The following is a 24,250-nucleotide window of genomic DNA, read 5'->3' as shown; positions in this document are numbered from 1 at the left end:
GCGCAGCCTTGCGGGTATGTTGAACTTTGCGGCAATCCGTGGCATGTTTGAGTTGGACCAACGGGGGTTCCGCTTTTGGAAGGAAACAGGAATGGCTAAGAAGGTCACGGTCACGCTTGTCGACGATGTCGATGGTGAAGCGCCTGCCGACGAGACCGTTGAATTCGGTATTGACGGCGTGACTTACGAGATCGACCTTTCTTCAAAGAATGCAGAGAAGCTGCGCAATCAGCTCTCGGTATGGGTCGAGCACGCTCGCCGTGTCAGTGGTCGTCGTCGTGGGCGGGGGAGTTCAGGCGCCGGGCGCGGGCGCGCCAGCATCGACCGCGAGCAGAGCGCGGCGATCCGGGAGTGGGCACGTAAGAACGGACACAATGTGTCGTCACGTGGTCGCATTCCTGCAGAAGTGGTTGACGCGTTCAACGCCTCCAACTAGGACGTCCCCCCAGGATTTCGCTTATGGCGAAGCTGGGGCAAAGTCGGAAACGTTTTCACCGCACCTGGCGTTATTCGGTTGCCTAACAAGCACCGCCGGGTGCGGTGATTTCGTGTATGAGGAAGGTGTCTCAGGGGGCGTCCCTGGGTATCTCCTGGTATGCGAGCAGCGCACCGACAACGGCCGACCACTAGAGTGGCAATTAGGTCCGAGTGCCAGCGGAGATGAGCCGTTCGGGGGAAGCCCCGGAGCGGCAGGATGTACCGCTTGTACGAAGACCGGACGAGGAAGCGAGGGAGACCGATGTTCGAGAGATTCACTGACCGCGCACGGCGGGTGGTGGTGCTGGCTCAAGAAGAGGCCCGCATGCTCAACCACAACTACATCGGCACCGAGCACATCCTCCTCGGCCTGATCCATGAGGGTGAGGGTGTTGCCGCGAAGTCGCTGGAGTCGCTTGGCATTTCCCTAGAGGGGGTGCGCAGCCAGGTCGAGGAGATCATCGGCCAGGGGCAGCAGGCACCGTCCGGGCATATCCCCTTCACCCCCCGCGCCAAGAAGGTGCTGGAGCTGAGCCTGCGCGAGGCGCTGCAGCTCGGCCACAACTACATCGGCACCGAGCACATCCTGCTGGGCCTCATCCGTGAGGGTGAGGGCGTGGCGGCTCAGGTGCTGGTCAAGCTGGGTGCTGAGCTCACTCGGGTGCGTCAGCAGGTCATTCAGCTGCTGAGCGGCTACCAGGGCAAGGAGACCGCCGAGCCCGGTACCGGTGGTCGCGGTGGCGAGGCGGGTACCCCGTCGACCTCGCTGGTCCTGGACCAGTTTGGACGCAACCTGACTGCCGCCGCTCTGGAAGGCAAGCTCGACCCGGTCATCGGCCGCGAGAAGGAAATCGAGCGGGTCATGCAGGTGCTGAGCCGTCGTACCAAGAACAACCCGGTGCTGATCGGCGAGCCCGGTGTCGGCAAGACCGCCGTCGTCGAGGGCCTGGCGCAGGCCATCGTGCACGGCGAGGTGCCCGAGACCCTGAAGAACAAGCAGCTGTACACCCTGGACCTGGGGTCCCTGGTGGCCGGCAGCCGGTACCGCGGTGACTTCGAGGAACGCCTCAAGAAGGTGCTCAAGGAGATCAACACCCGCGGCGACATCATCCTGTTCATCGACGAGCTGCACACGCTCGTCGGCGCGGGTGCCGCCGAGGGCGCGATCGACGCGGCCTCGATCCTTAAGCCCAAGCTAGCTCGCGGTGAGCTGCAGACCATCGGTGCGACCACCCTCGACGAGTACCGCAAGTACATCGAGAAGGACGCCGCCCTGGAGCGCCGGTTCCAGCCGGTGCAGGTGGGCGAGCCGACCGTCGAGCACACCATCGAGATCCTCAAGGGTCTGCGTGACCGCTACGAGGCGCACCACCGGGTATCCATCACCGACGGCGCGCTGGTCGCGGCGGCGACCCTGGCCGACCGGTATATCAACGACAGGTTCTTGCCGGATAAGGCCATCGACTTGATTGACGAGGCCGGCGCCAGGATGCGCATCCGCCGGATGACCGCTCCGCCAGACCTGCGCGAGTTCGACGAGAAGATCGCGGACGCGCGCCGGGAGAAGGAATCGGCCATCGACGCCCAGGACTTCGAGAAGGCCGCGCGGCTGCGCGACTCCGAGAAGCAGCTGGTCGCGCAGCGGGCTGATCGTGAAAAGCAGTGGCGCTCAGGTGATTTGGATGTCGTGGCCGAGGTCGACGATGAGCAGATCGCCGAGGTGCTGGGCAACTGGACCGGTATCCCCGTGTTCAAGCTCACCGAGGAGGAAACCACTCGGCTGCTGCGCATGGAAGAGGAGCTGCACAAGCGGATCATCGGGCAGGAGGAGGCCGTCAAGGCCGTCTCCAAGGCCATCCGCCGCACCCGTGCCGGTCTGAAGGACCCGCGGCGCCCGTCTGGCTCGTTCATCTTCGCCGGGCCGTCCGGCGTCGGTAAGACCGAGCTGTCCAAGGCGCTGGCGAACTTCCTGTTCGGCGACGACGACGCGCTCATCCAGATCGACATGGGTGAGTTCCACGACCGCTTTACCGCTTCAAGGCTTTTCGGCGCTCCTCCGGGATACGTCGGCTACGAGGAGGGCGGTCAGCTCACCGAGAAGGTGCGCCGCAAGCCGTTCAGCGTGGTGCTGTTCGACGAGATCGAGAAGGCTCACCAGGAGATCTACAACACCCTGTTGCAGGTCCTCGAGGATGGACGTCTGACCGATGGCCAGGGCCGGACCGTGGACTTCAAGAACACGGTGCTGATCTTCACCTCGAACCTGGGGACATCCGATATCTCCAAGGCAGTGGGTCTCGGGTTCTCCGAGGGCGGCGGCGGCTCGAACTACGAGCGGATGAAGCAGAAGGTCAACGACGAGCTCAAGAAGCACTTCCGTCCCGAGTTCCTCAACCGCATCGACGACATCATCGTGTTCGAGCAGCTGACCAAGGAACAGATCATTGAGATGGTCGATCTGATGATTGCCCGGGTCGGTCGGCAGCTCAAGACCAAGGACATGGCGATGGAGCTCACCGACCAGGCCAAGGCTCTGCTGGCCAAGCGCGGGTTCGACCCGGTGCTGGGTGCGCGACCGCTGCGCCGGACCATCCAGCGCGAGATCGAGGACACCCTCTCGGAGAAGATCCTCTTCAACGAGATCAGCGCGGGCGAGCTCATCACCGTCGATGTCGAGGGCTGGGACGGCGAGAGTGCCGGCGAGGACGCGAAGTTCACCTTCGTTGGTCGTCCGAAGCCCGCGCCGCCGGCGGACGACGACGAGTCGGCCGTCGATCTGGCCAAGGCCGGTACGGAATAGTCAATCGATCACAAAACGCCGAGTGTGAGCATCACTGCTCACACTCGGCGTTTTTTGTGCCCTGACGTTCACACTCGGCAATTCTGGGCCGCCGGGGGCCCAACAGCAGTAGTGTCCCCGCATGAATACGATCGGCGGACTGCCCGCGCACGTGCTGTTGGTGCATTTCGTTGTCGTGCTTGCGCCGCTGACGGCGGTTCTGGAAATCCTGTGTGGGTTGTCCGTCGCCGTCCGGTCGCGGCTGGTGTGGCTGGTGGCCGCGCTCTCGGCGGTCACGCTGACACTCACGCCGATCACCACCTCGGCGGGCGAGTGGCTGTTCGATCGTGAAGAACATCCCAGCGAGGCGCTGCTAACCCACACCGAGCGTGGCGACTGGATGTTGGTGTTCTCCGGTGCGCTGGTGTTGGGAGCGATCGTGCTGGCGATTGCTCACCGGCTCGACGTGTCACCCGAGCGGCTCGGACCGCACCTGGCGGTTGCGGCCTTGGTGCTAGTGCTCGGGGTGGTCTCCATCGTCGGTGTGATCCGGATCGGGGACTCCGGCGCAAAGGCCGTGTGGGGCAAAGAACTTGCCGGAGACGGCGAGTAGGTTCGGACCTGCCTGCCTCACGAGTGTAAAAGCGGCGCAACGTCCTGACCGAGACTGTGGACATAGTCGATGAGGTCGGGTTCGTTCCCGGTCGGGGATGCGATGAAATCGGTGACACCGAGACGCTGCAGCGCGAGAAGCTGATTGGCCACTTCGGTCGCGTCTCCGCCGATGCTCACCGAGGTATCGAAGGAGATGCCGGGGTAGTGGCCGGGATCGGTCGCGATGAGTTCGGCAGCGCCCGGCCCCACGCTGATGGTGCGGCTTAAGAAGATGCGGTGGTCGGGGCCGGGGCTGATGAGCTCGCAGTGGGCGGCAACCGTATCGGCCGTGACCATGCTCGTCAGCAAGGTGCCATCGCCTAACCGGCCGGCCAGGCGCAGCGAATTGGGGCCGTTCGCGCCAATCATGATGGGCAAGCGTTCGGCCGGTGGCCAATCCAGCCGCACCCGGTCCAGCCGTACGTACCGCCCGGAGCGGGTGACCTCTTTGCCGGACAAGAGCTCTCGCAGTGCGGTCACGTATTCCTCGAGCAGGCTCAATGGTGAACCGACCTTGGCTCCGATCTGTGCCATATGGGGCTGCCAGCCGTGGCCGATACCCGGGATGACTCTGCCGGGAAAGTTGCGGGCCAGGATGCTGTAGTCCATCGCCGCCGTGACGACGTTGCGTACCGGCGTCGAGAGGAAACCGGTGCCGACACTGATCCGTTCGGTCACGGACAGCGCGATGGATGCGTAGCTGATCGACGTGGTTGCGAAACAGTCCTCACACACCCATAGCTGGTCGAGACCCGCAGCCTCGGCCGCGCGGGCGATATCGGGAAGTCGTTCCGGCGGAAGTGACGGCGGGACCATGAGGCCGAGGGCGGCGGGGGAGCTCATCTCGCCACCCTATGCCCATCGGCCGACAGTGCTCAGAATCCCTTGCCGCGTAGATAATTCGCCAGCGTGACGATGGCGTCGGGATTGCGGGGTCCCTCCACCAGCGCGGCGTACGGCAGGACAATGAAGTTCTCGTCGCGCACCGCCCGCGTGTGCCTCATGAGCGGTTGCGCCTTGAGGAGGTTGATTTTCGCTTCGGCGGTGTTGTTCGGACCGATGCCGTAGTCGCAGATGATGATCACCTGCGGATCACGTTGGGCCGCGGTCTCCCAGGCGGTGGTGGTCCAGCTATCGTTCAGATCGGAGAAGACGTTCTGTCCCCCGGCCATTTCGATGATCTGTTGGGGCGCGGCGTTCTTGCCCGATGTGAATGGTTCCGCATCGCCACTGTCGTACAAGAAGACACGCGCCGGTGGCTGCCCCGTGGGTATGCGTGACTGCACAGAATCAACGGTCTTGCGGTAGGTCGCGATCAGGTCCCGGGCGCGGTCCTGGACACCGAAGATCGTGCCCAGATTGGTCAGATCCTCATACAGGGCGTCGAGAGGAGGCTTGATACCGCGCCGCACTGTTCCCGGTTGGCGGCACGCCTCGGTGAGCTGATAGGGCACCGAACCGATAGTCCGAATCCAATCCGGCGTCAGCCCCGATGTTTCATTGAATCCGTAGTTCCACCCGGCGAATACGAGATCGGGGCGCGCCGCCTGTACGGCCTCGCGGGTGAATCCCTGCCCCAGATTGGTGGTGGATTCGAACTGCGCCTTCCACGGCGAGGTCATGACGTCGCGGTCCTGTCCCGCGTCTATGAAGTATCCGGCCATTCGGTCCTGCAGGCCCAGTGCGAACAGAATTTCGGTCACCCCGGTGTCGTTACTTACCGCCCGAGTGACGGGCACCGGAACATTAAGTGGTGCACCGCAATTTTCGATGGACGCCTTGTCCGTTCCGGGTGTCTGCGCCTCGATGGTCGCGCAGCCCGCGACAAGTAGCGAGATGGTGACAGCCATCGCCTGCATCTTCATTGCGTCTTCTCCTGTGTGTCGAATATGACCTGTGGAACGCCGCTTCGTGGATGCGCGATGACATGAGCGCCGATACCGAACCAGCGGCCAATGGACTCGACGGTGATGACCTCATGCGGCGACCCCGACAGCACCACGCGGCCTTCGGCCATGACATGGATCACGTCGCAGTACTGGGCGGCGAGGTTGAGATCGTGCAGTGCCGCAATCACCGTAATGCCCAGGGCCCGAGCCGAACTGAGTATCGAGTATTGGTGGTGCACGTCCAGATGATTGGTCGGCTCGTCGAGCACCAGCACGCGCGGCTGCTGTGCCAGGGCCCGGGCGATGAGAACTCGCTGTCGCTCGCCGCCCGAGAGGGAGCTGAACCTGCGGCCTGCGAGCGCCGTCACATCCGCCGTTTCGGTGGCCTCCGCGCAGATCTGCCGGTCCTGTGCGGTGACGCCACGCAGGGACGTGCCATGCGGCAGGCGGCCGGTGGCCACGACCTCCGCGGCAGTGAAGTCGAAATCCAAGGACATGTCCTGGGTGAGCGCTGCCACCTGACGGGCGTTCTCCCGCATGCTAATTGCGCGCACCGACATGCCGCTGACCTGAACGTCACCCGAGACGGGGGTGAGCGCGCGGTACAGGCAGCGCAGGGTGGTCGATTTGCCGCTGCCGTTGGCGCCGACGATGCCCACGAATCCGCCCGATGCAACGTCGAGGTCGATATCCGACACGATCTGTGTACCCGCGATATCGACGGACACACCCCGATAGGTGACTTCCATCAGCCGACCGTCCCCGCCGACATCGCGCGGCGTCGCATCAACCCAACGAATACCGGCACCCCGACTGCCGCCGTGATTGCACCCAGCGGAAGTTCCTGGGGTGGGATCGCGGTCCGTGCAACGAGATCGGCGGCCACCAGAAAGCATGCGCCCAGCACAGGCGCGATGACGATGACCCGGCGATGGTCCGCGCCGACCAGCAGCCGGGCCGCATGGGGAATCACCAGTCCCACGAATCCGATTGCTCCGCAGATGGATACATAGCATCCGGTCATCACGGCGGACATCAAGAACAGCGCCACCCGGAACCGTCCGGCGGGTAGGCCCAGTGACGCACTGACCTCATCGCCCATGGCCAGGGCGTTGAGCTGGCGGGCCAACCCGGCTACACAAACAACCCCAATCACGGTCGCCGCGAGTGCCACCGGCACCTTGTCCCAGGACGACGACCCCAGGCTGCCGAGTAGCCAAAACATGACGCTACGTGCCGCCTCCCCGTTGGGCGCGAGGAACAGCAGCACCGTCGTCACCGCGGACAGGCCGTAGCCGACGGCCGTGCCCACGAGGATCAGCCGCAGCGGCACCAAACCCTGTGGGGAACGGGCGATGTAATACACCAGCGCGGTGGCGGCGAGGGCGCCGAGCGAGGCCGACAACGACAGCGCGTAGGCGCCGAGGGTGCCCAGCACGCCGTAGACGACCACCGCGGTTGCCCCCACCGAGGCTCCCGACGAAATGCCGAGAACGTAGGGATCGGCCAGGGCGTTGCGGACCATTGCCTGCACCACCACGCCGACCACGCTGAGCCCGGCGCCGACGAGGATGGCGAGAATCACCCGCGGCAGTCGAGACTCGATGACAATCCGATAGTTCGCAGCATCGGCGGCGCGCACGGAGCCGCCGGTGCCGCCTACCCAAAGGAACCGCAGGCAATCGCGCCACGGCACATCGGCTGTACCGAAGGCGAGCGCAATCACAGACAGCACCACCAGCGCCAGGCCACCGACCACTGCGAGTGCTGCGGACCGTCCGGTTGCGGGCATCGACATTCCTGCGTCGTCGGGTCGCCGGCGTCGCGGGTGGGAAAGAGCCAGGAGCGGTCACGCCACGTGCGCGCCCTCCACCAGCTGATCCCTCGGCGCTGGCGAAGACCGCGCCGGATGGCGCGGCCGCGTTGGCAGGTCTTCGGACTCGCGGACGCGAGGCTTGTCGGGCCTCACCTACTGGCGGCTGCTTCCCGGGCTCTTTGTTCAGAAAATCAAGCCCAGTGCTTTGGATGCCGCTGTCGTTTCCACATACCGCTGCGGGGCAGTTCCGGGTTCACACCGGATTCCCTCTTGCGATTCCCGGCGGCGCCGTAGGCACTCCCGGGAAAACCAATGCGGGGCCAAAACTATCACTCGAACGCGCCGCCCGGCCGCGTCGACTAAGCTCAGTGCGTCCTTCGACAGGACGGGAACCTGGTGTAATCCCAGGACGGTCGCGCCACTGTGAGAGTCAGACCCCGCCGTCGATGCCAAGACAACCGATCAGATCCGGGACGCGGTACCCCCGAAGAGGAGCGACATGGCCCACACAACGTCCGCCAGCCATCCGGTTGCGGTGTCCATTCCCCAGGCAGCGCTGTGGTTGAGCGTGACCACCTTGTTTGGGCTGCTCGCCTACTACTTCATCGGCATCGACCAGGGTGCGGTGTCGATCTTCGGCAGCGATATGCACGTTCACGAATTCGTGCATGACGCCCGCCACCTGCTCGGTTTCCCCTGCCACTAGAGCGCCGGGACGAACGCATCTCATGGAAAAATCAATAATCCTGCGCGGCTTGGGCTTCGGCGCAGTCGGCGGGCTGCTGTCCTTCATCTTCGGATGGATATTCGTCGAGCCGGTCATCAACAGGGCCATCTCCTATGAGGAGGGCAGGGGGGAAGCGCAGGCCGCGATCGATGCGGCGGCGGGTGTCCACGCCCATCACGAGGGTGCCGAGCTGTTCAGCCGGTTCGCTCAGGCCAATGCCGGCCTGGCGCTCGGCGTCATCGGGTTCGGTGTCGCGATGGGCGCGCTGTTCGCGGTGGCCTATGTGGTGGCGATCGGCCGGGTGGGCAATCTCAGCCCGCGCGGGCAGGCGCTCTCGGTTGCGGGCGGGCTGTTTCTGGTGCTGTATGTCGTGCCGTTCCTGAAGTTCCCGGCCAATCCGCCGGCGGCGAGCGCCGAGGGCACCATCAAGGAGCGCACCGGCTACTTCGTGCTGATGATCGTCGTCGCTGCCATTGCGCTGACGGTGGCGCTCTGGGTGGGGCGCGCGCTTGCCGAGCGGTGGGAGACGTGGACCGCCACTTTGGTTGCGGCTGCGGTGTTCGTTGTGCTGGTGGGGCTGGTCATGGCAGTGACACCGGGGTTTGTCGAGGCACCGCAACCGCTGCTGGATGCCAACGGGACGATCGTCTACCCAGGTTTCCCGGCGCACGACCTGTACCTGTTCCGGCTGTACTCGTTCCTCACGCAGGCGATCATGTGGGCGACCATTGGCATCGGATTCGCCACCGTCGTGGGGCGCAAGACGCTCAACAGTCAGGCGGCCACCACCGGGTAGCGGCCTATGCGGCGGTGAATTTCCTTCCCGCTGTGTTGTTGTCGTGCATTGCGAAGGTCGACTTCACTCGCAGGGGTTTCTCGGCGACGTCCAGGACCAGTTTTATGTAGTCACCCGGATTCGGTATGGCCGCTCCATGAATCAGCCGGCGCACCATGCCGATGCCGGGCATGTTGTCGCGTGCGGCGGCGGCACGTGAGACGGGTATGGCGATGGCCTTAAGCGCGAGCCCCGCCAGGCGATGATCGACCCATTGGTAACCCGTGTCGCGGAAGAACTCGTCCATGGCCGCGGGGCCCATGATGACCGAACCTGTTGCGCTGAGAAACAGCGAACCGGCACGGGTGAGAGTTGGGCCCAGGAGCCTTTCGCCGCCGGGGACAATCGATGTCACGCGATTGATGGCACCTAGTCCTACCTCGACGAGTTCTGCGCGCCAGGGTGAGGAGTTACCCGACCGCGCCAGCAGGTAGTCCAGGTTGCGCATGGCGTCCAAGCCTGTGCGGGGAATGAGTTCCTCGGCGACGCCAAAGACGTGCGCCCAACGCAGGGTGTGGTGCCAGCTGTCGTCGAGATCCTCGAGGGTGCATGGCCGTCCATGCCGATGATCGATGAGCAATGCGCCCAGGCTCGCGGCTTCCAGGAAACCCAGCATCGACGAGTTGGAGATCGGATTGCCATGCAGGGCGTAGTGGTCGTCGCCCCACGCGGAACGTAGTCCCTTGCGCGCCAATGAATGCACCAGACGTACCCGGAGGGCGAGCTTCATGCCGTCCCCTCCTGGCCGGAATGCGTCACGGTCGAAAAGTCGGCCGAAGAACCGTGCGGTCTCCACCACGCGCTGCGGTCCCTGGTCGCGGAAGCGTCCGCTGGCCCCGGTGGAGGCGGAGACGTCGGCGTTCATCACCGTGTCGAACACCGCGAACGTTCCCACGATCACGATGGTGAGCAATGTGGAACTGGTCATCCGTTTGCGACCGCGTTCGGCCTTTACCGGGTCCCACCAGTCCGGCACGCGGTAGGCGTCCTCCAGTAGGGCCTGCAATTCCGCGGGCGGGTCATCCAAGGATTCGATGCCCTGATCGATCGCCTGGTCGAACAGTGCGCGGGCCTCCTTGGAGCCGAGCCGTCCGAACATGTCCACCACGGCATCCATCAGCTCGTCGCCCTGCCACATGTGGTCGTCGAACATCTGACTCAGCGGTGTGGGGGTGATCTCGTCCTCAACCTCGAACCAAGGTCCGAACATGTGGTGCCTGCAGTGGCGCCACACCCAGCTGAATTGGTCCTTGGCGGGCGGGATTGGTCGACAGGGCATGCCCGTTCGGTAGTAGTAGTCGTGTTTGTGCTTAGTGTTTGTCGAGGTCACAGGTTTCGCCATTGAACCAGCCCTTCTCGAGGGTCCCGCGTGTCCCACTAGTTGGCAACATATGTTGTTAATTTTGAAAACTAGCAGCCCCACGCCCGCGAAGCTAGCCCCAGACCGTGCTTACGCGGCACGTGTCGCGCGGGCGCTCATCTCCGCTTGATGGTCTTCGCGCTGGCGCTCATCCCAGCTTCTTGAAGACGCCCTTGGCTAGGCCCATGACCCACCCGCCGGCGCCGGGGCCGAACGCGCGATCCCAATTCAATTGAAAGCTCACTACATAGGGCTGGTGGTTGCGATCCTCGGCGTACCAGCTGAATGACAGGTCGCCCGGTAGGTTGCCGCCCTTGGCGCCGATGTAGCGCCAGTTTTCGCTGTGCAGGTCGATACCCGGCTCGGCCGACAGGATGTCGCGAATCGGTGCCGCCGGACCGACAGCGGTCTTCTGCAGCGCCGCGTGTACACGGCAGATGTCTTCCGCGCTGCCGTACCACTCGATGCCGTACTTCGATGCCGGCGTGGTGGTGCGGTCGGGGTCGAGCTTGTAGTCGCGGGTATCGGCGTCGGCGAGCATCCGGCCGCGCTGCTCAGGGGTGGTGGCGTCCTTCCATTGCTGGCGGACGTCCGGGATGCCCCAGCCAATGTTGAACAGTTCATGCATGGTCGGGAAGGGTGTCATTGACGCAGGGTCGTGATGGCCCCCGTCGGCCAGCGCCTTTTCCATCGCGTGACGGCCGACGCGGTTGATCAACATGTCGGTGCCCATGTTGTCGCTCACCGAGATCATCTTCTGGGCAGCGGTGCGCACCGAAACCGTGGAACCCGTCGGGAGCTTGTCCATCGAACTGCCGAGCGCCTTGCCGCGATCGGTGACGGTGAGTTGGTCGTCCCATGTGAGGGTGCCGGCGTTGATGGCGGTGCCGGTCGCCAGGAGCACGTACAGCTTGAAAACCGAAGCGAGCGGCATGGATTCGGAAGTGCTGGTCCCGGCGACCTGCTGGCACTCTCCGTTGACGATCTTGGAGGCGCGGTAGGAGTACCGGCCGCCGGATGCCGACATGGCGGTGTCGACATCCGACCATTCGGCGATGTTCGGCGGCTGCTGATAGGGAACCAGCCGGTCGACATCACCCTTGTCGTTGGTGCGCAGCCCGATGTCGACGTTGGCGCCATACGGTGCGATCAAGTGGACGGTGGAGCTGTTCGCCGCCAGATCGACCGAGCTGACCTTGTACGGCCGGTCAACCCATAGCTTGGTCATGATCTCGGTGTAGTCGTCGACCTTGTTGGCAGCGGCCAACGTCGCGACGCCCTGCTTGCCGATCGGCCAGTTCGAGTTCAGCATGTCGATCAGCTGCTGTGATCGCAGCCCTGGCGGCGTGCTGGTGTCCACATCGCCATGCGGCACCTGCCGCAGCTTGATGCCACACCCTGCTGTGCTGCCGACCGACAAGGCCAGCACGGCGACTGTGCACACAGAAACGGCGCGCGTCATGCGCGCGCGCAACGAACCGTCGTTCACGCCTTGGCGGCAGCCCCGGTCACGTCGAGCACCACCTCGAACTCCAACAGGTGCGCGCCCTTGGCCACAGGCTTGGCCTGCTGGCCGGCGTGCGCCTCGACTGCCGGACCGGTGGCCCAGGCCTGGAAGGCCTCCTCGGTCTCCCACTGCGTGACCACGAAGTAGCGGTCCTCGCCCTTGACGGGGCGCAGCAGCTGAAAGCCCAGGAATCCTGGCTGGTTCTCCACAGCGCCGGCACGGTGAGCGAATCGCTTCTCCAGCTCCGGACCTGCACCCTCGGGGATCTCGATTGCGTTGATCTTCACCACGGACATGGGTTCAGGCTACCGTGCGGGCTCCTACCTTATGAGGGGCGATGATGAGAGGCATGGACCGCGACCGCCTGTTCGACCAGGGAGGACTTTCTGAAGAGTCCGGGGCGCCGCCCATCGTCCTCGTTCACGGTCTGATGGGCCGAGGTAGCACCTGGTCCCGGCAGCTGCCCTGGCTGCGTGAGCTGGGGCGGGTGTACACCTACGACGCACCGTGGCACCGCGGCCGTGATGTTGTTGATTCCCAGCCGATTTCGACGGAGCGTTATGTGAATGCGCTCGCGACTGCCGTACGGGCACTAGGCAGTCCGGCGCTGCTGGTCGGGCATTCCATGGGCGGACTGCACGCGTGGTGCCTGGCGGCGGAGCATCCGGAGCTGGTGTCCGCGCTGGTGGTGGAGGACATGGCGCCCGACTTCATCGGCGGAACGACGGGCCCCTGGGAACCCTGGCTGTATTCGTGGCCCGAGGTCTTCACGGCCCCGCAGGACATCCTCGGCAGATTCGGACCTGTTGCGGGCCAATACTTTTTGGAGGCCTTCGACCGTGGCCCGGAGGGCTGGCGGTTGCACGGCCCTATCGACAAATGGCTCGCTACGGCATCCGAATGGGGAACTCGTGACTTCTGGGACCAGTGGCGGGCAGTGCGCTGCCCGGCGCTTCTGCTGGAGGCCTCGGACAGCGTCGCGCCCGCCGGGCAGATGCGGAAGATGGCCGAGATCGGTTGGAAGTCAACCTATGTGAAGGTCGAAGGTGCGGGGCACCTGATTCACGATGATGCTCCCGAGACGTATCGGGCCGCGGTCACCGAGTTCATTCTTGAAGCGGGACTCCACTAGCGGCAGGATTGCTCGTCGAGTGTGCGTCCATGCAGGGAATCAGCGAGAGATTTCTGCCTGTGCGCACGCTCGCGGCTCCGGCCTCAGCGTCGGGAGTGGATGACTTCCATCTCGTGCAGCTGCCTTGCCAGGTCGCGGTCATCGGCGAAGGTGCCACCGAGTGGCGCGGCGACCCGGAACTGGTCCAGGCGGATTCGGAAGGTCGCGTTTCGGCGCGCGATCCAGCTCAATGCGACCGCCAGGGCGAAGGGGGAGAGTAGGACGAGCGTGGCGGCGAAGATGGTCATGGCAATAATTTTGTTCTAATAAATATTGTGCCAACAGTGGCAGAATTGACGTCTTCCGATAATATTCAGCCATGCTGCATTCCGTCGCGGCCCTGGTCCTCGACCGCGTCGCCGTGTTTGAGTTCGGAGTCATCTGCGAGGTCTTCGGCATCGACCGCACCCGGGACGGAGTGCCGAACTTCGACTTCCGGGTGTGCGGAGTCGAGGCCGGCGTCCCGCTGCGCACGACGGTCGGGGCGTCGATCATTCCTGACCGCGGCCTCGAAGGGCTGGCCGACGCCGACCTGGTGGCGCTCCCGGCCCGTCCCTTCACTGAGGGCTATCCGCCCGAGGCCCTCAAGGCGGTGCGTGCGGCGGCGGACCGTGGGGCCACCGTGCTCACCGTCTGCTCGGGTGTGTTCATCGCGGGCGCCGCGGGGTTGTTGGACGGGCGCCGCTGCACCACGCATTGGATGTACACCGACGAACTCGCCCGCCGGTATCCCACCGCGACGGTGGACCGCGACGTGCTGTTCGTCGACGACGGTGACCTCATCACCAGCGCTGGGACCGCTGCGGGAATCGACGCCTGCTTGCATTTGGTGCGCCGCGAGCTGGGTAGCGACATCACCAATCGGATCGCCCGGCGCATGGTGGTACCGCCGCAGCGCGCTGGCGGCCAGCGTCAGTTCATCCCACACCCCATGCCCGATGTGGACACCAATGGCTTTGGCGGACTGTTCGATTGGCTGATTGAGAACATCGATCAGACGCACACGGTGGCGGATCTTGCTGCGCGCGTGCACATGTCGACACGTACGTTCGCCCGTAGGTTCACCGATCAGGCTGGTGTGACACCGATGCGCTGGATCATCGACCAACGGGTGCTGTTAGCGCGGCGCCTGCTGGAGGAGACGGATCTGGATATCGATAGCGTCGCGGCGCGAAGCGGATTCGGCACGGCAATCCTGCTGCGCCATCACTTTCGTCGCTCCGCGGGTGTCACCCCCACCGATTATCGGCGCATGTTCGCCCGTGAGGCAGGGTAGGACCTACCGCTTGATGATGAACCGGTAGTCATACCAATGCGCGCCGTAACCAGGGTGGGCTATCACCCCAATGAGGCGGTCGTACTGGATGTTGTGGGGGCAATGTTCGGTGATGTGCATGTCGTAGCGGTAGGTGGCGGTTTGCGTATCGCCCTTCCGATCTTGTCTCCCACGATCCGTGATGGAGTTGAGGGTGTAGTTGCAACCGGGCAATGGCATCGCTGCGCGAACCATCCGTTCGGTTTGTCCGTTGAAGTCTCGCCCCACTGCGTCATCCGGGCCCTCAGTGGCCCACACGACGGAGACCTTCCTCGGGATTCCGTCATTTAGTTGTGCCACTAGGGTGTTCGCGTTCTGGTTCTGCCTCGTTGCGCTGTACGGCTCGTATTCCGATAGGTCTTGATCATCGAAAACGATCCAGCCGACGATGGCCGCGCAGACGAGTCCCACGACCACGAGCACCACGAATCCGAAACGTTTCTTGTCCATGTCGTCTTAGCCCTCGCCTGCCAGCGCGAACCGGCCGTCCCCCGTCTGCTCCACCAGTCCGTCCATGAGTAGCGAGTCCAACGCGCGATCACGTTGGGCGACGTCGGACAACCACACGACATCGAGCTGTGCCCGAGTTACCGGAATGCTGCTGCCGCGCAGCACATCCAACAGCCGACCGCGTACTTGACGATCCGTACCGGCGTACTTCTGCACCGGCCGCACCGGAGTGTCTAACTCGGGACGTCCCGCTTCGCGCCACTCGCAGGAGCTCAGCGGGCACAGCGGGCATTGGGGACTGCGCGCCGTGCACACCAGCGCGCCCAGCTCCATGAGTGCCGCCGAAAACCGCGCCCCGTTCTCGTCGGGGAGCAGCGCCTCGGCATCCCGCAGGTCCCGGGCCGACGGCGCGGAGTCGGCGATGCCGTGCACCGCCCGCGCGATGACTCGGCGAACGTTGGTGTCCACCACGGGAACTCGCTGCCCGTAACCGAAGCAGGCGATGGCGCGCGCCGTGTACGCGCCCACGCCGGGCAGCGTCAACAATGTCTCGACATCGTCGGGTACCTGGTCGTCGTAGTCGCGGGCCAGGACTGTCGCGCACTCATGCAGCCGCATCGCGCGGCGCGGGTATCCCAGTTTTCCCCACGCACGCAACACTTCTGCCACAGACGAATTCGCCATTGCCGACGGCACCGGCCAGCGTACGACCCATTCCCGCCAGATCGGTTCCACTCGCGCCACCGGCGTCTGTTGCAGCATCACCTCGCTGATGAGGATGTGCCACGGCGTCGCTTCGGGGTGGCGCCACGGAAGGTCCCGCTCGGCGAGGTCGAACCAGCCCAAAAGTTCGTCAGGGCACAATGGCGAGCATGGCATCTGATCCGAAGTCCGCCTGGAAGGCACTCAAAGAGGGTAACCAGCGTTTTGTCGGTGGTTTCCCACAACACCCGAGTCAGAGCATCGCCCATCGCGCACAACTCGCCGCGGGCCAGAACCCCCAGGTGATGTTGTTCGGGTGTTCTGACAGCCGGGTCGCCGCGGAGATCATCTTCGACCAGGGCTTGGGTGACATGTTCATCGTCCGCACCGCGGGCCAGGTGATCGACTCCGCCGTGCTCGGTTCCATCGAGTACGCGGTAGCCGTCCTCGGGGTGCCGCTGATCGCCATTCTGGGGCACGACTCGTGCGGTGCGGTGGGTGCGACATTGGAGGCTCTCGACACGGGCGAGGTGCCGGGTGGGTACATCCGCGACCTGGTGGTGCGCGTGATCCCGTCCATCCTGAGTGGTCGCAAGGACGGATTGACCCGGGTCGACGAGTTCGAGGCCCGCCACGTGCAAGAGACCGGGACCAAGCTGCTGCAACGCTCCCAAGTGGTCGCCGATGCGGTCCGCGCCAAGAAGTTGGCCATCGTGTACCTGACGTACAAGCTTGCCGACGGGCGCGTGGAGGTGCACGGTCACGTCGGCGATATCGGAGAGTAGCCCAGAACTCACAGTAAACGTGCAGGTTGACGGGGCGATTCAGCCTTCATACTCATGGGTGTGCTGGCGCCCCTGACTCCCGCGTCCGCGGTCGGTACGTGGACTTTCGATATCTGGTCCGCAGTGCTCGTTACGGGGCTCGGGGCCGGGTACTGCTGGTGCTACCGGCGAAATTCGGGTCCAGAACGGCGTCTCCCCGTGGTGTTCGTAGCGGGCCTGCTGGTGTGGCTGCTGGCGACGATGAGTGCGGTGGGCGTGTACGCCCAGGTGCTGTTCTGGGTGCGGGCGTTGCAGGTGCTCCTGTTGATGTTCGTGGTCCCATTTCTGCTGGCTCTGGGGCGCCCGATCACCGTGATTCGTGCTGCAGTTTCGCCTGATTGGCAAGCGCGGATCGATCGCATGCTGTGTTCGCCGGTAGCACGTGTTGCCGCACATCCGTTCACCACTTCGGTGGGGATGCTCGCGACTCCGTGGTTGCTCTACCTAACGCCCTGGTATCGGGCCACGCTCCAGGATCCGTGGATTGCCGCCGGCACACGAATATTGCTGGTGCTGATCGGGTTTGGATATTTCTATGCGCGTCTACAAAGCGATCCGGTACCGCGGCGGTATTCCCAGATGGTGTCGCTGGTCATCAGCATTGCGGAGTCGCTGGGGGACGGGATTCTCGGTCTGGTGCTGTGGCAGGGCCCGCTGATCTGCGCTGATTTCTACCTGCATGCACGGACCGGTTGGGGCCCCAGTTTGCGCGACGATCAGTCGTTTGGTGCCGGAATCTTGTGGATTGTCGGGGATGTGCTGTCGGTTCCGTTCCTGATTCTGCTCATGCGGGCCTTCTCGGTTGACGAGAAAATGCACTCTGAGCTGGTCGATTCGGAACTCGACCGTCTTGATCGCTGCTCGGAGGAGCACAGTTATCCACAGGGTGAGGATGGCCACGTGGCGGCGTCGTCGTTGTGGTGGGAGAATGAACCAGAATTGCGTGAGAGGTTCGGCAGGGGATGACAGCAAGTGTGTGCGCGTTGCTGCCTTCTATTGGCGGTGACGGGTGAGCCGCGACAGTGGTCGCAGGCGGGCCAAGCACGCGCTACCCAAATCGAATAAACGCTGGTCAGTAAGCGGAACCGCGGCGGGACGCGCCATTTTCTCGCTGCTGGCATGCGGCAGCCTGGTGGTAACCGGCGCCGGCTGGCAGGTCTTCTACAAAGCATTCAGCCATGTCCCCACCTCCGCGGCGGAGGCCGAAGGTGGCAAGTCGAGCGACGGCTCCATGAACATGCTGCTGATCGGTCTGGACTCGCGGAAGGATCAGGACGGAAACGACCTGCCCAAGGCGATCCTGAACCAGCTGCACGCCGGAGACTCGGATGCGGGCGGCTACAACACCAACACGCTGATCCTCGTGCACGTTGGTGCCGACAATAAGGTCACCGCCTTCTCGATCCCCCGTGACGATTGGGTCCCGGCCGAAGGCATCCCCGGCTACAAGCACATCAAGATCAAGGAAGCGTATGGCCTGACCAAGGCCAACGCGGCGGACAAGTTGGTCAATGAGGGCGTTACCGATCAGGCGACCCTGGAGCAGCAGAGCCGCGAGGCCGGACGCCGCGCCACCCTCAACGCCGTACACCGGCTCACCGGCCAGCCCATCGACTACTTCGCCGAGGTCAATCTGCTCGGTTTCTACGATCTGGCTTCCGAGCTCGGCGGGGTCAACGTGTGCCTGAACGACGCCGTCTACGACAGCTATTCGGGCGCAAACTTCCCGGCCGGCGAGCAAACCCTCAATGCCTCACAGGCATTGGCATTCGTGCGGCAACGCCATGGCTTGGAGAACGGCGACCTCGACCGTACCCACCGTCAGCAGGCGTTCCTGGTATCGGTGATGCAGCAGCTGCGCAACGCGGGAACACTTACCGACATCACCAAGCTGAACGGTCTGATGAACGTTGTCCACAAGGACGTCGTGTTGTCGAAAGGCTGGAACGAGAAGCAGTTCCAGCGTCTCGGGCAGATTGCCGACGGCAATGTGAACTTCCAGACGTTGCCGGTGGTCCGGTACGACAACATCAACGGTGCCGACGTCAACATCGTTGACGCGATGGCGATTCGGGCCAAGGTGGCCGCTGCATTCACGGGGAACGACTCCGCTCCCGCGTCCGCCACGACAACGCCCACCAGCACCGTTGACGTAGTGAACGCCACCACGACGTCCGGTCTAGCGACAACGATTTCGTCCGCGCTGGTTGGTAGGGGCTACACCAAAGGCGAGGTGCGCGACCCCGTCAGCGGCGAATCAACCGGTACTGCCATCGATTACGGTGTCGGCGCTGAGGCCGACGCCCGGGCAATGTCCACGATGTTGGGGATCGAGATGAAGCCCAGTGCGGATCCGTCGTTGGCGCCCGGGCGAATTCGGGTCATGCTGGGCGACGGTTACTCCGCACCGTCCGACGTGATGAGCGCCGAGGACAGTGGCACCGCGAGCTCGATGTCGAGCTCGGAGTCCTCGGGTGATTACGCACCACCGGACTCGGGTAAGCCGGTGGTCGGCGCCAGCGGTGTCCCCTGCGTGAACTAGCGCCCACCGCCCGCGCAGTCCCAAATAGCACTGTGAAGTCTGCATAGCTCGCCGACACGCCGAGCGAGGTCGGCCATCTCGTAGTGACCTGCGCTTACCGTTGAATCGTGATTGAAATGCACCCTCAAGGCCCGCTGGCTTCAGAGATCTATTGGCGGCGCCGTGCCCTCGCGATTGGCGTGGCGGTGGTCTTGGTCGCCATCGTTGCGGCGGTGATCTTCGCGCTGGTCGGTGGCAGTGCAGGGGCCGATACGACGGCCGCCGACAAGCCCGCCGATTCGGCCGCGGCCCCCGGTAAGCCGGTTATCCTGCCGCCCAATGAGATCAAGAAGCCGACCGACAAGCCTGCGGATGCGCCGCCCCATGACGGACCGCCCATCGCCAAGCCTGAGTTGGTGCCACCGGTTGCATTGAATCCCGGCGAAGACTGCCCCGACGCGACGCTCGCGGTGAAGGCGTCCACCGACAAGCCCAGCTATCTGGCCGGTGAACAGCCCAAGTTCACCATGGTGGTCACCAACATCGGTCTGGTGCAATGCAAGCGTGATGTGGGTGCCGCGGTGCTGGCCGCATCGGTGTTCAGCACCGACAACAAACGGATTTGGGCCAACTTGGATTGCGCGCCGTCTCAAGAGTCGTCCATCAAGAGCTTCAACCCGGGTGAGCAGGTGACCACCGAGGTCACCTGGACCGGAATGGGTTCGGCGCCGAACTGCCCGTTGCCACGCCCGGCGATCGGTCCAGGAACCTATTCGCTGGTGGTGCAGCTTGGTGATCTGCGCAGTGCGCCGGTGCCCTTCCTCATTGGCGAGAAGCCTGCCGACGCGCCGCCGCCGGCAGGGCCGCCACCGGCCTAACCGGTCTGCTCGGTGAGGGTGGACTCGGCAAGCCGGGATAGTCCCTCTCGGATGTGCCGGGCCCACATGGCGCCGATGCCTTCCACAGACTGCAGATCTGTCGCGCTCGCCGCCAGTAGCCCTTGCAGGGATCCAAAGGCCCGCACCAGCCTGTCGATGTGCGCGAACTGCAGGCGAGGGATCTGTGTCATGGTCCGATAGCCCCGTGAGCTCATTGCGGTGTCTTGGGCTTCTACGGTCGACGGATATCCGAACGTACGTGACAGCACCGTGAGATCCAGCAGGTCGGTATCCGAGAGCGCGTCCAAATCCTCAAGTGTTGAGGCGATCTGCTCCGGGGTGGGCGGCTCGGGGTTGGCGTGATAGTCCCGAACGAGCAGTTCACGTTCGGTGTCGTTATCGCCGACCAGCTCGCCGATCTGTAGTTTGAGCTGGCGGCCATCGGTGCCGAGCTCGATGACATCGAGTTCGATGTCCTGGCTGATCCGGCGTACCAGCTCCAGTCGCTGTGCCACCGTCATGACGTCGCGCAGGGTGACGAAGTCCTCGATCTCCGCGGTGGAGAGCGCCGACGTCACCTCGTCCAGTCGTGTCTTGTAGCGCTCCAAGGTGGATACCGCCTGGTTGACGCGCGACATCACCGTCGCCGAATCCATCACCACGTGCCGGATACCGGCGGTGTACACGCTCACGATGTTCATCGAATGGCTCACCGACACAACGGGATAATCCGTCTGAATGGCGGTGCGTTCCGCGGAGCGGTGCCGGGTGCCGGATTCGTCGGTCGGAATGGATGGGTCGGGGACGAGTTGCACATTGGCGCGGACTATCCGCGATCCGTCGGTAGAGAGCACCACCGCGCCGTCCATCTTCGACAGCTCGCGCAGGCGGGTGGGGACGAATCCGACATCCAGTGCGAAGCCGCCGTCGCAGATGGCCTCCACCTTGTCGTCGTAGCCGAGGACGATCAAGGCCCCGGTGCGACCACGAAGAATGCGCTCCAATCCGTCACGCAGCGGTGTGCCGGGCGCCAACCTGGCCAGGGTTTCGCGCATTCGTGCGTTGGCTTCCGCGTTGTCCATTACGCACCTCCCTCTTCAGGCTCGGGTCGCCGCAGTTAGATTACGTGGTCATGTCGCAGTGGACGTTGCCCGAGGGGCTTGAGCTGGTCAGTCGCGGTCCGGAAGCTCCGGCTCCAGGCACCGAGCTCATTGCGGGTTGGCCCCGCCGGTTCGCCTCGCCGGACGCGGAAGAGGACCTGTGGGGAGTGCGGTTCTATGCCGGGGAGGGGGTAGGGATCACGGGCCAATTCGCGGTACGCCCGGAACTCGAAGGTGGACCCGGTGTCATCCACGGTGGTGTGCTGGCCGCGATATTCGATGAGCTACAAGGGTTTACCGGGATGATGACCCAAATGGCAGCAGTGACGGCACATTTGGAGATCGACTACCGCAAGCCGATTCCGATTGGGGCGACGGTCGATCTGACGTGCACCGTGCACGGCAAGGCCGGGCGAAAGTTGTACACCTCCGCCGTCGCCAAGATTGACGACGAGCTCGTGGCGAGTTCGCAGGGCATCTTCGTGGTGATAGACCCGGACCAGCATTACGGCGAGGGCACCGCAAGAAGATTGGGCATGAGTCCGTAAAACCGCGCGGTGGGAGGCCTAGTACGAGCGCGGTAACCCGAGACTGTGTTGCGCGACGTAGTTGAGGATCAGCTCGCGGGTAATGGGCACGGTCTTGAACAACCGCACGAATTCGTACATGTTGGCCAACGCCACCTCCCGGGTGAACCCGCTGCCGCCGTGTACCTCGATGGCTTGATCGGTACATCGAGTTCCCGCCTCGGCCGCCAGGAATTTTGCCATGGTGCTCGCCTCCGCGGCGTCGGATCCGCTGTCGTAAAGAGCCGCCGCCTCCCTGGTCATCAGGCGCGCCGATTCCAGCGCGATCTTTGCTTCGGCCAACGGATGTGCGATGCCCTGGTGTGAACCGATGGGGACATTCCACACCTGTCGCTGCTGTGCGTAGGCGACGGCTTTGTCCAACGCATAGCGGGCGACGCCGTTGCAGATGGCGGCGATGATTACCCGTTCGGGGTTGATTCCATCCCAGGCCACCGTGAGCCCGCCGCCCTCAGTGCCGATGAGCCGATCCGGGGTGACCTCCACGTTGTCGAAGAACACTGTGAACGATTTATCGGTGATCTCAAAGGTCATGGGAATGCGGGTCATCGAGATGCCGGGCGACTCGCGGTCTACGACGAAGGTCGACAGTTGGCCCCGCCCGTTGGGAAGGGTGCCGGTGCGGGTGACAACCAATATCGCATCGGCTTGATCGGCGGCGGTGATGAACGTCTTCTGGCCGCTGATGTAGTAGTTATCCCCCTCGCGCCGTGCGGTTGTCGCCACATTGTGGGTGTTGGAGCCGGCGTCGGGTTCGGTGATCGCGAAGGCAAGCTTGGCTGTTCCCTGCGCCATTGGGGCGAGCCAGCGCTGCTTCTGTTCATGGGTGGCGTGCCGGGAAAGCATGCTGCCGACGATCCCGGGTGAGATCATCAGCATGATCTGTGGGCAGCCGGCCGCGGCGCACTCCTCGGCGACGATGGCGAGTGCGGTCAGGCCCATACCGCCTCCGCCGTGCTCCTCGGGAAGGTTCACATTGGTAAATCCGGCTTCTGCCAGGGCGTTCCAGAGTTCCGTCGGGTGCTGCAAGGTCTCGCTGCAGTGTGTGAAGTACGCATTCCCGAACTGCGAGACGATCCCGTGGACGGACTCGCGCAGCGCGCTCTCCTCGGAGATGCTGAAGGTGGTGGTCATCGGAAGTCCTTCCAGTGTCCGTGCGGGGTGAATCCGAGTAGGAACGGAATCTCGATGCGGCATACGGGGCCGGCGGTGATGTCATGAGTGTCGAAAATGACGTATTCGCCCAGGTTTTCGGTCCATCGGGAAACCGGCACCATGAGGTACCCGTCGCCCTCGGGGGCATCGGGAGTGCGGGGTACAAATGTCGGTTCCATCACGAGCGACGGGCGTTCATGCCGGAGTCGGTACTCCTGCTCGGCACCGCTTGCGATGTCTCGGACGATCAGGCTGTGCATCCGCATGCCATTGCCTCTGGCGTCTCCGCCGATGAGATACCCCCACTGATGGCCACGGCCGTAGAACCGTTCGTCCACCTTGGGAAGCTCGCACGGTCGATCATCGAGGATCTCGGAAGTCACTGCACCGGATTGCAAGTCAACGGTCCACCGACCCATCGTGCTTCGAGCCAAGTTGAAGAACAGTGAGACGTCGTCACCCTCGAAGCCGTCGATATCGAGAGGGAATGGTGGACGCTCGAAGATGGGTGCGTCCAGCGTTATCGTATTGCCGCTGACGTTGGCCGCCAGGGTGTGCATGATGTACTGGAATTCTATTTCAGCTGTGATCCAACGTATTTCGCCATGCTGGACATCGCTGCGCGGAATGAGCGCCAGCATGATGGGCAATCCTGGATCCCAGGACTGTACGGACAGTCCGTTGCTGACTCTGTCGGGGTCGAAGGTGAATCCCTGAAACGGCAGCACGATCCAGTCCGACGTCAACCACATATCGTGAACCTCGGAACTGTATGGAGCGTCATGCAATTCGCGGGAGATTACCGTGTGGTCGGGCTGGACGACATGCACTGTCGCATAGGGCGGTCGGTTGGAGTAGGACCATCCGTAGAGGGTTCCGGTGGCTTGGTCCCACTTCGGGTGTGCTGTGAATGCCGCGTCTCCGAAACCGGCTTGGTCGAAGATGCCACGGGCCAGCTGCGGCGACCACGGAACGACGCCGCGGGTTTCCAGGCTGATCGGATCCAGGGCTACCGGCGGGCTGCCCTGTTCGCCGGAGGCCAGGATCTCTTCCCCGAACGGGAAGCAGTTGATGTTGTTGGTGCCCTGCGGGATTCCTTGGGTGGCCGCGTCGCGAATCACCGGACCGTACCCGATATTGCGCCAGTCGCTCCATTCGCCGTCGGCCCACTGGAACATCCCCCGCTGGTGCTTTTCTTCGAAGAGATATTTGGGGGTTCGGACCCACCGATTGCGAAAGTCCGCGCGCCCGTTCTCCAGTACCAATCCCTGCACCATGCCGTCCATGGCTAGAAGTCCTGTGACGCTGCTTCTTCCAGGCCGTTTGAACGTTGGTCCAACGCGGTAGAAGCCGCCCGACAGGTCCTTGGGGATCTCGCCGTATGTGGTCACGCAGTCTTCGACGGTGGCTTCGAAGCGCATGGGTCGGAACGCTCCGTTGAGGACTGCGGAAGGGGGGATGTGCACCATGGCTACTTAGTATACTAAGTGAGCGGGCGTTAGA

General features: G+C 63.8%; 25 protein-coding genes and 2 riboswitches. Of the genes, 12 read left to right on the top strand and 13 right to left on the bottom strand.

Features of this window, described 5'->3' with window-relative positions:
* Window positions 1-91 precede the first annotated feature (91 nt).
* The 3 genes from lsr2 (at window position 92) to FZI91_RS20670 (ending at window position 3,869) form a co-directional block, all read left to right on the top strand.
* Window positions 92-436: a histone-like nucleoid-structuring protein Lsr2 gene (gene lsr2, locus FZI91_RS20680; protein ID WP_155940992.1), complete on the top strand. Its 345-nt coding sequence runs from the start codon at window positions 92-94 to the stop codon at window positions 434-436.
* Window positions 437-739: 303 nt separating this feature from the next.
* The gene (locus FZI91_RS20675) at window positions 740-3,277 is read left to right on the top strand and encodes an ATP-dependent Clp protease ATP-binding subunit (protein ID WP_155940991.1); all 2,538 of its coding nucleotides are present in this window, start codon (window positions 740-742) and stop codon (window positions 3,275-3,277) included.
* 121 nt (window positions 3,278-3,398) lie between these two features.
* On the top strand, window positions 3,399-3,869 hold the full coding sequence (locus FZI91_RS20670) for a DUF2231 domain-containing protein (RefSeq protein WP_155940990.1): 471 nt from the start codon (window positions 3,399-3,401) through the stop codon (window positions 3,867-3,869).
* Window positions 3,870-3,886: 17 nt separating this feature from the next.
* Here FZI91_RS20670 and FZI91_RS20665 read toward each other — a convergent pair whose 3' ends face one another.
* From FZI91_RS20665 to FZI91_RS20650, 4 genes are read right to left on the bottom strand one after another with little or no spacing between them, the layout of a single operon-like run.
* On the bottom strand, window positions 3,887-4,753 hold the full coding sequence (locus tag FZI91_RS20665) for an LLM class flavin-dependent oxidoreductase (protein WP_155940989.1): 867 nt from the start codon (window positions 4,751-4,753) through the stop codon (window positions 3,887-3,889).
* A 32-nt stretch (window positions 4,754-4,785) separates the two neighbouring features.
* On the bottom strand, window positions 4,786-5,769 hold the full coding sequence (locus FZI91_RS20660; RefSeq protein ID WP_155941176.1) for an ABC transporter substrate-binding protein: 984 nt from the start codon (window positions 5,767-5,769) through the stop codon (window positions 4,786-4,788).
* A 2-nt stretch (window positions 5,770-5,771) separates the two neighbouring features.
* On the bottom strand, window positions 5,772-6,548 hold the full coding sequence (locus FZI91_RS20655) for an ABC transporter ATP-binding protein (protein WP_155940988.1): 777 nt from the start codon (window positions 6,546-6,548) through the stop codon (window positions 5,772-5,774).
* Complete coding sequence (locus tag FZI91_RS20650; protein WP_155940987.1) at window positions 6,548-7,597, bottom strand: iron ABC transporter permease; 1,050 nt, start codon at window positions 7,595-7,597, stop codon at window positions 6,548-6,550. Before FZI91_RS20650 ends, FZI91_RS20655 begins: the two co-directional genes overlap by 1 nt.
* 109 nt (window positions 7,598-7,706) lie before the next feature.
* Window positions 7,707-7,944, bottom strand: a riboswitch (cobalamin riboswitch).
* Window positions 7,945-7,967: 23 nt separating this feature from the next.
* Window positions 7,968-8,074: riboswitch (cobalamin riboswitch) on the top strand.
* A gap of 40 nt (window positions 8,075-8,114) precedes the next feature.
* On the opposite strand from FZI91_RS20650, the gene FZI91_RS20645 reads away from it, so the two are divergent.
* The gene (locus tag FZI91_RS20645) at window positions 8,115-8,321 is read left to right on the top strand and encodes a CbtB-domain containing protein (RefSeq protein WP_030095805.1); all 207 of its coding nucleotides are present in this window, start codon (window positions 8,115-8,117) and stop codon (window positions 8,319-8,321) included.
* A 22-nt stretch (window positions 8,322-8,343) separates the two neighbouring features.
* A complete protein-coding gene (locus FZI91_RS20640) occupies window positions 8,344-9,138 on the top strand; it encodes a CbtA family protein (RefSeq protein ID WP_155940986.1) in 795 nt (264 codons plus the stop codon).
* A 4-nt stretch (window positions 9,139-9,142) separates the two neighbouring features.
* Here FZI91_RS20640 and FZI91_RS20635 read toward each other — a convergent pair whose 3' ends face one another.
* From FZI91_RS20635 to FZI91_RS20625, 3 genes are all read right to left on the bottom strand, one after another.
* Entirely contained in the window at window positions 9,143-10,519 is a 1,377-nt protein-coding gene (locus tag FZI91_RS20635) for an oxygenase MpaB family protein (RefSeq protein ID WP_309224098.1), read from the bottom strand.
* Window positions 10,520-10,685: 166 nt separating this feature from the next.
* Window positions 10,686-11,999: a serine hydrolase gene (locus FZI91_RS20630; RefSeq protein WP_155940984.1), complete on the bottom strand. Its 1,314-nt coding sequence runs from the start codon at window positions 11,997-11,999 to the stop codon at window positions 10,686-10,688.
* Between the two features lie 23 nt (window positions 12,000-12,022).
* The gene (locus FZI91_RS20625) at window positions 12,023-12,340 is read right to left on the bottom strand and encodes an antibiotic biosynthesis monooxygenase (protein ID WP_155940983.1); all 318 of its coding nucleotides are present in this window, start codon (window positions 12,338-12,340) and stop codon (window positions 12,023-12,025) included.
* A 53-nt stretch (window positions 12,341-12,393) separates the two neighbouring features.
* On the opposite strand from FZI91_RS20625, the gene FZI91_RS20620 reads away from it, so the two are divergent.
* Window positions 12,394-13,176, top strand: a complete 783-nt coding sequence (locus tag FZI91_RS20620) for an alpha/beta fold hydrolase (protein ID WP_162525892.1) — start codon at window positions 12,394-12,396, stop codon at window positions 13,174-13,176.
* 83 nt (window positions 13,177-13,259) lie between these two features.
* Here FZI91_RS20620 and FZI91_RS20615 read toward each other — a convergent pair whose 3' ends face one another.
* Entirely contained in the window at window positions 13,260-13,463 is a 204-nt protein-coding gene (locus FZI91_RS20615) for a hypothetical protein (protein ID WP_155940982.1), read from the bottom strand.
* A 71-nt stretch (window positions 13,464-13,534) separates the two neighbouring features.
* Here FZI91_RS20615 and FZI91_RS20610 point away from each other — a divergent pair, with 71 nt between their 5' ends.
* Complete coding sequence (locus tag FZI91_RS20610; protein ID WP_155940981.1) at window positions 13,535-14,491, top strand: helix-turn-helix domain-containing protein; 957 nt, start codon at window positions 13,535-13,537, stop codon at window positions 14,489-14,491.
* A gap of 3 nt (window positions 14,492-14,494) precedes the next feature.
* On the opposite strand, the gene FZI91_RS20605 is transcribed toward FZI91_RS20610, so the two are convergent.
* A complete protein-coding gene (locus FZI91_RS20605) occupies window positions 14,495-14,980 on the bottom strand; it encodes a hypothetical protein (protein ID WP_155940980.1) in 486 nt (161 codons plus the stop codon).
* Window positions 14,981-14,986: 6 nt separating this feature from the next.
* Window positions 14,987-15,859 carry an A/G-specific adenine glycosylase gene (locus tag FZI91_RS20600; RefSeq protein ID WP_162525893.1) on the bottom strand — a complete coding sequence of 291 codons (873 nt, stop codon included), beginning with the start codon at window positions 15,857-15,859 and terminating at the stop codon, window positions 14,987-14,989.
* Between FZI91_RS20600 and FZI91_RS20595 the strand changes: the two genes are divergently transcribed.
* The 4 genes from FZI91_RS20595 to FZI91_RS20580 all read left to right on the top strand — a co-directional run bounded on the left by FZI91_RS20595 (window position 15,853) and on the right by FZI91_RS20580 (window position 19,905).
* Window positions 15,853-16,467: a carbonic anhydrase gene (locus tag FZI91_RS20595; protein ID WP_155940979.1), complete on the top strand. Its 615-nt coding sequence runs from the start codon at window positions 15,853-15,855 to the stop codon at window positions 16,465-16,467. The genes FZI91_RS20600 and FZI91_RS20595 overlap by 7 nt on opposite strands.
* A 54-nt stretch (window positions 16,468-16,521) precedes the next feature.
* Entirely contained in the window at window positions 16,522-17,472 is a 951-nt protein-coding gene (locus FZI91_RS20590) for a cytochrome c oxidase assembly protein (protein ID WP_155940978.1), read from the top strand.
* Between the two features lie 43 nt (window positions 17,473-17,515).
* Window positions 17,516-19,048: an LCP family protein gene (locus FZI91_RS20585; protein ID WP_162525894.1), complete on the top strand. Its 1,533-nt coding sequence runs from the start codon at window positions 17,516-17,518 to the stop codon at window positions 19,046-19,048.
* 110 nt (window positions 19,049-19,158) lie between these two features.
* Complete coding sequence (locus FZI91_RS20580) at window positions 19,159-19,905, top strand: hypothetical protein (RefSeq protein WP_162525926.1); 747 nt, start codon at window positions 19,159-19,161, stop codon at window positions 19,903-19,905.
* Here FZI91_RS20580 and disA read toward each other — a convergent pair.
* Window positions 19,902-20,987, bottom strand: coding sequence for a DNA integrity scanning diadenylate cyclase DisA (disA, locus tag FZI91_RS20575; protein WP_155940977.1), 1,086 nt, complete (start codon window positions 20,985-20,987; stop codon window positions 19,902-19,904). The genes FZI91_RS20580 and disA overlap by 4 nt on opposite strands.
* A 50-nt stretch (window positions 20,988-21,037) precedes the next feature.
* On the opposite strand from disA, the gene FZI91_RS20570 reads away from it, so the two are divergent.
* Complete coding sequence (locus FZI91_RS20570) at window positions 21,038-21,553, top strand: PaaI family thioesterase (protein WP_155940976.1); 516 nt, start codon at window positions 21,038-21,040, stop codon at window positions 21,551-21,553.
* Window positions 21,554-21,571: 18 nt separating this feature from the next.
* Here the strand turns inward: FZI91_RS20570 and FZI91_RS20565 are convergent, their stop codons facing one another.
* Window positions 21,572-22,726, bottom strand: coding sequence for an acyl-CoA dehydrogenase family protein (locus FZI91_RS20565; protein WP_155940975.1), 1,155 nt, complete (start codon window positions 22,724-22,726; stop codon window positions 21,572-21,574).
* Complete coding sequence (locus tag FZI91_RS20560) at window positions 22,723-24,216, bottom strand: carotenoid oxygenase family protein (RefSeq protein ID WP_203448804.1); 1,494 nt, start codon at window positions 24,214-24,216, stop codon at window positions 22,723-22,725. The genes FZI91_RS20565 and FZI91_RS20560 overlap by 4 nt, the downstream gene beginning before the upstream one ends.
* Between the last annotated feature and the right edge of the window lie 34 nt (window positions 24,217-24,250).

Origin of the sequence: Mycobacteroides sp. CBMA 271, assembly GCF_009729205.1 — a bacterium.
Taxonomy (GTDB): domain Bacteria; phylum Actinomycetota; class Actinomycetes; order Mycobacteriales; family Mycobacteriaceae; genus Mycobacterium.
Note: the sequence above shows the minus strand (reverse complement) of the source record. Positions and strands in the feature narration are given on the sequence as shown.

Bases quoted from the DNA above. Each gene is read 5' to 3' on its own strand.
- lsr2 (WP_155940992.1), top strand. From the start codon at position 92: ATGGCTAAGAAGGTCACGGTCACGCTTGTCGACGATGTCGATGGTGAA.
- FZI91_RS20675 (WP_155940991.1), top strand. From the start codon at position 740: ATGTTCGAGAGATTCACTGACCGCGCACGGCGGGTGGTGGTGCTGGCT.
- FZI91_RS20670 (WP_155940990.1), top strand. From the start codon at position 3,399: ATGAATACGATCGGCGGACTGCCCGCGCACGTGCTGTTGGTGCATTTC.
- FZI91_RS20665 (WP_155940989.1), bottom strand. From the start codon at position 4,753: ATGAGCTCCCCCGCCGCCCTCGGCCTCATGGTCCCGCCGTCACTTCCG.
- FZI91_RS20660 (WP_155941176.1), bottom strand. From the start codon at position 5,769: ATGCAGGCGATGGCTGTCACCATCTCGCTACTTGTCGCGGGCTGCGCG.
- FZI91_RS20655 (WP_155940988.1), bottom strand. From the start codon at position 6,548: ATGGAAGTCACCTATCGGGGTGTGTCCGTCGATATCGCGGGTACACAG.
- FZI91_RS20650 (WP_155940987.1), bottom strand. From the start codon at position 7,597: ATGTCGATGCCCGCAACCGGACGGTCCGCAGCACTCGCAGTGGTCGGT.
- FZI91_RS20645 (WP_030095805.1), top strand. From the start codon at position 8,115: ATGGCCCACACAACGTCCGCCAGCCATCCGGTTGCGGTGTCCATTCCC.
- FZI91_RS20640 (WP_155940986.1), top strand. From the start codon at position 8,344: ATGGAAAAATCAATAATCCTGCGCGGCTTGGGCTTCGGCGCAGTCGGC.
- FZI91_RS20635 (WP_309224098.1), bottom strand. From the start codon at position 10,519: ATGGCGAAACCTGTGACCTCGACAAACACTAAGCACAAACACGACTAC.
- FZI91_RS20630 (WP_155940984.1), bottom strand. From the start codon at position 11,999: ATGACGCGCGCCGTTTCTGTGTGCACAGTCGCCGTGCTGGCCTTGTCG.
- FZI91_RS20625 (WP_155940983.1), bottom strand. From the start codon at position 12,340: ATGTCCGTGGTGAAGATCAACGCAATCGAGATCCCCGAGGGTGCAGGT.
- FZI91_RS20620 (WP_162525892.1), top strand. From the start codon at position 12,394: ATGGACCGCGACCGCCTGTTCGACCAGGGAGGACTTTCTGAAGAGTCC.
- FZI91_RS20615 (WP_155940982.1), bottom strand. From the start codon at position 13,463: ATGACCATCTTCGCCGCCACGCTCGTCCTACTCTCCCCCTTCGCCCTG.
- FZI91_RS20610 (WP_155940981.1), top strand. From the start codon at position 13,535: ATGCTGCATTCCGTCGCGGCCCTGGTCCTCGACCGCGTCGCCGTGTTT.
- FZI91_RS20605 (WP_155940980.1), bottom strand. From the start codon at position 14,980: ATGGACAAGAAACGTTTCGGATTCGTGGTGCTCGTGGTCGTGGGACTC.
- FZI91_RS20595 (WP_155940979.1), top strand. From the start codon at position 15,853: ATGGCATCTGATCCGAAGTCCGCCTGGAAGGCACTCAAAGAGGGTAAC.
- FZI91_RS20600 (WP_162525893.1), bottom strand. From the start codon at position 15,859: ATGCCATGCTCGCCATTGTGCCCTGACGAACTTTTGGGCTGGTTCGAC.
- FZI91_RS20590 (WP_155940978.1), top strand. From the start codon at position 16,522: ATGGGTGTGCTGGCGCCCCTGACTCCCGCGTCCGCGGTCGGTACGTGG.
- disA (WP_155940977.1), bottom strand. From the start codon at position 20,987: ATGGACAACGCGGAAGCCAACGCACGAATGCGCGAAACCCTGGCCAGG.
- FZI91_RS20570 (WP_155940976.1), top strand. From the start codon at position 21,038: ATGTCGCAGTGGACGTTGCCCGAGGGGCTTGAGCTGGTCAGTCGCGGT.
- FZI91_RS20565 (WP_155940975.1), bottom strand. From the start codon at position 22,726: ATGACCACCACCTTCAGCATCTCCGAGGAGAGCGCGCTGCGCGAGTCC.
- FZI91_RS20560 (WP_203448804.1), bottom strand. From the start codon at position 24,216: ATGGTGCACATCCCCCCTTCCGCAGTCCTCAACGGAGCGTTCCGACCC.